Source organism: Streptomyces sp. NPDC045968, from assembly GCF_056430475.1.
This window is the reverse complement of sequence record NZ_JBWKLF010000024.1, coordinates 1-3,182: the sequence shown is the minus strand read 5'-3', so window position 1 is coordinate 3,182 and position 3,182 is coordinate 1. Positions and strand designations below refer to the sequence as shown.

Here is a 3,182-nt window from a genome sequence, read left to right as displayed (position 1 = left end):
TTTGAGAACTGCACAGTGGACGCGAGCATCTGTGGCCAAGTTTTTAAGGGCGCACGGTGGATGCCTTGGCACCAGGAACCGATGAAGGACGTGGGAGGCCACGATAGTCCCCGGGGAGCTGTCAACCAAGCTTTGATCCGGGGGTTTCCGAATGGGGAAACCCGGCAGTCGTCATGGGCTGTCACCCACTGCTGAACACATAGGCAGTGTGGAGGGAACGCGGGGAAGTGAAACATCTCAGTACCCGCAGGAAGAGAAAACAACCGTGATTCCGGGAGTAGTGGCGAGCGAAACTGGATGAGGCCAAACCGTATGCGTGTGATACCCGGCAGGGGTTGCGCATGCGGGGTTGTGGGATCTCTTTTTCATAGTCTGCCGACTGTGAGACGAGTCAGAAACCGTTGGTGTAGGCGAAGGACATGCGAAAGGTCCGGCGTAGAGGGTAAGACCCCCGTAGCTGAAACATCAACGGCTCGTTTAAGAGACACCCAAGTAGCACGGGGCCCGAGAAATCCCGTGTGAATCTGGCGGGACCACCCGCTAAGCCTAAATATTCCCTGGTGACCGATAGCGGATAGTACCGTGAGGGAATGGTGAAAAGTACCGCGGGAGCGGAGTGAAATAGTACCTGAAACCGTGTGCCTACAAGCCGTGGGAGCGTCGCTGTTGTTCTTCGGAACAGCAGTCGTGACTGCGTGCCTTTTGAAGAATGAGCCTGCGAGTTAGCGGTGTGTAGCGAGGTTAACCCGTGTGGGGAAGCCGTAGCGAAAGCGAGTCCGAATAGGGCGATTGAGTTGCACGCTCTAGACCCGAAGCGGAGTGATCTAGCCATGGGCAGGTTGAAGCGGAGGTAAGACTTCGTGGAGGACCGAACCCACCAGGGTTGAAAACCTGGGGGATGACCTGTGGTTAGGGGTGAAAGGCCAATCAAACTCCGTGATAGCTGGTTCTCCCCGAAATGCATTTAGGTGCAGCGTCGTGTGTTTCTTGCCGGAGGTAGAGCACTGGATAGGCGATGGGCCCTACCGGGTTACTGACCTTAGCCAAACTCCGAATGCCGGTAAGTGAGAGCACGGCAGTGAGACTGTGGGGGATAAGCTCCATGGTCGAGAGGGAAACAGCCCAGAGCATCGACTAAGGCCCCTAAGCGTACGCTAAGTGGGAAAGGATGTGGAGTCGCAGAGACAACCAGGAGGTTGGCTTAGAAGCAGCCACCCTTGAAAGAGTGCGTAATAGCTCACTGGTCAAGTGATTCCGCGCCGACAATGTAGCGGGGCTCAAGCGTACCGCCGAAGTCGTGTCATTCATACACATATCCCCAACGGGAGTATGGATGGGTAGGGGAGCGTCGTGTGCCGGGTGAAGCAGCCGCGGAAGCGAGTTGTGGACGGTTCACGAGTGAGAATGCAGGCATGAGTAGCGATACACACGTGAGAAACGTGTGCGCCGATTGACTAAGGGTTCCTGGGTCAAGCTGATCTGCCCAGGGTAAGTCGGGACCTAAGGCGAGGCCGACAGGCGTAGTCGATGGACAACCGGTTGATATTCCGGTACCCGCTTTGAAACGCCCAGTACTGAATCAGGCGATGCTAAGTCCGTGAAGCCGGCCCGATCTCTTCGGAGTTGAGGGTAGTGGTGGAGCCGATGAACCAGACTTGTAGTAGGTAAGCGATGGGGTGACGCAGGAAGGTAGTCCAGCCCGGGCGATGGTAGTTCCCGGGGTAAGGGTGTAGGCCGTGTGATAGGTAAATCCGTCGCACATTAAGGCTGAGACCTGATGCCGAGCCGATTGTGGTGAAGTGGATGATCCTATGCTGCCGAGAAAAGCCTCTAGCGAGTTTCATGGCGGCCCGTACCCTAAACCGACTCAGGTGGTCAGGTAGAGAATACCGAGGCGTTCGGGTGAACTATGGTTAAGGAACTCGGCAAAATGCCCCCGTAACTTCGGGAGAAGGGGGGCCATCACTGGTGAGGGAACTTGCTTCCTGAGCTGGGGGTGGCCGCAGAGACCAGCGAGAAGCGACTGTTTACTAAAAACACAGGTCCGTGCGAAGCCGTAAGGCGATGTATACGGACTGACGCCTGCCCGGTGCTGGAACGTTAAGGGGACCGGTTAGTGCACTTTCGGGTGTGCGAAGCTGAGAACTTAAGCGCCAGTAAACGGCGGTGGTAACTATAACCATCCTAAGGTAGCGAAATTCCTTGTCGGGTAAGTTCCGACCTGCACGAATGGCGTAACGACTTCTCGACTGTCTCAACCATAGGCCCGGTGAAATTGCACTACGAGTAAAGATGCTCGTTTCGCGCAGCAGGACGGAAAGACCCCGGGACCTTTACTATAGTTTGATATTGGTGTTCGGTTCGGCTTGTGTAGGATAGGTGGGAGACTTTGAAGCGGCCACGCCAGTGGTTGTGGAGTCGTCGTTGAAATACCACTCTGGTCGTGCTGGATGTCTAACCTGGGTCCGTGATCCGGATCAGGGACAGTGTCTGATGGGTAGTTTAACTGGGGCGGTTGCCTCCTAAAGAGTAACGGAGGCGCCCAAAGGTTCCCTCAGCCTGGTTGGCAATCAGGTGTTGAGTGTAAGTGCACAAGGGAGCTTGACTGTGAGACCGACGGGTCGAGCAGGGACGAAAGTCGGGACTAGTGATCCGGCAGTGGCTTGTGGAAGCGCTGTCGCTCAACGGATAAAAGGTACCCCGGGGATAACAGGCTGATCTTCCCCAAGAGTCCATATCGACGGGATGGTTTGGCACCTCGATGTCGGCTCGTCGCATCCTGGGGCTGGAGTCGGTCCCAAGGGTTGGGCTGTTCGCCCATTAAAGCGGTACGCGAGCTGGGTTTAGAACGTCGTGAGACAGTTCGGTCCCTATCCGCTGTGCGCGTAGGAATATTGAGAAGGGCTGTCCCTAGTACGAGAGGACCGGGACGGACGAACCTCTGGTGTGCCAGTTGTCCTGCCAAGGGCATGGCTGGTTGGCTACGTTCGGAAAGGATAACCGCTGAAAGCATCTAAGCGGGAAGCCTGCTTCGAGATGAGTATTCCCACCCCCTTTGAGGGGTTAAGGCTCCCAGTAGACGACTGGGTTGATAGGCCAGATGTGGAAGCCCGGTAACGGGTGGAGCTGACTGGTACTAATAGGCCGAGGGCTTGTCCTCAGTTGCTCGCGTCCACTGTGTT

At 56.2% G+C, this 3,182-nt stretch carries 1 rRNA gene; it reads left to right on the top strand.

The features are described 5' to 3' along the window. Positions 1-33 precede the first annotated feature (33 nt). A 23S ribosomal RNA gene (locus tag AC07FA_RS34140) occupies positions 34-3,160 on the top strand. The last annotated feature ends 22 nt before the right edge of the window (positions 3,161-3,182 follow it).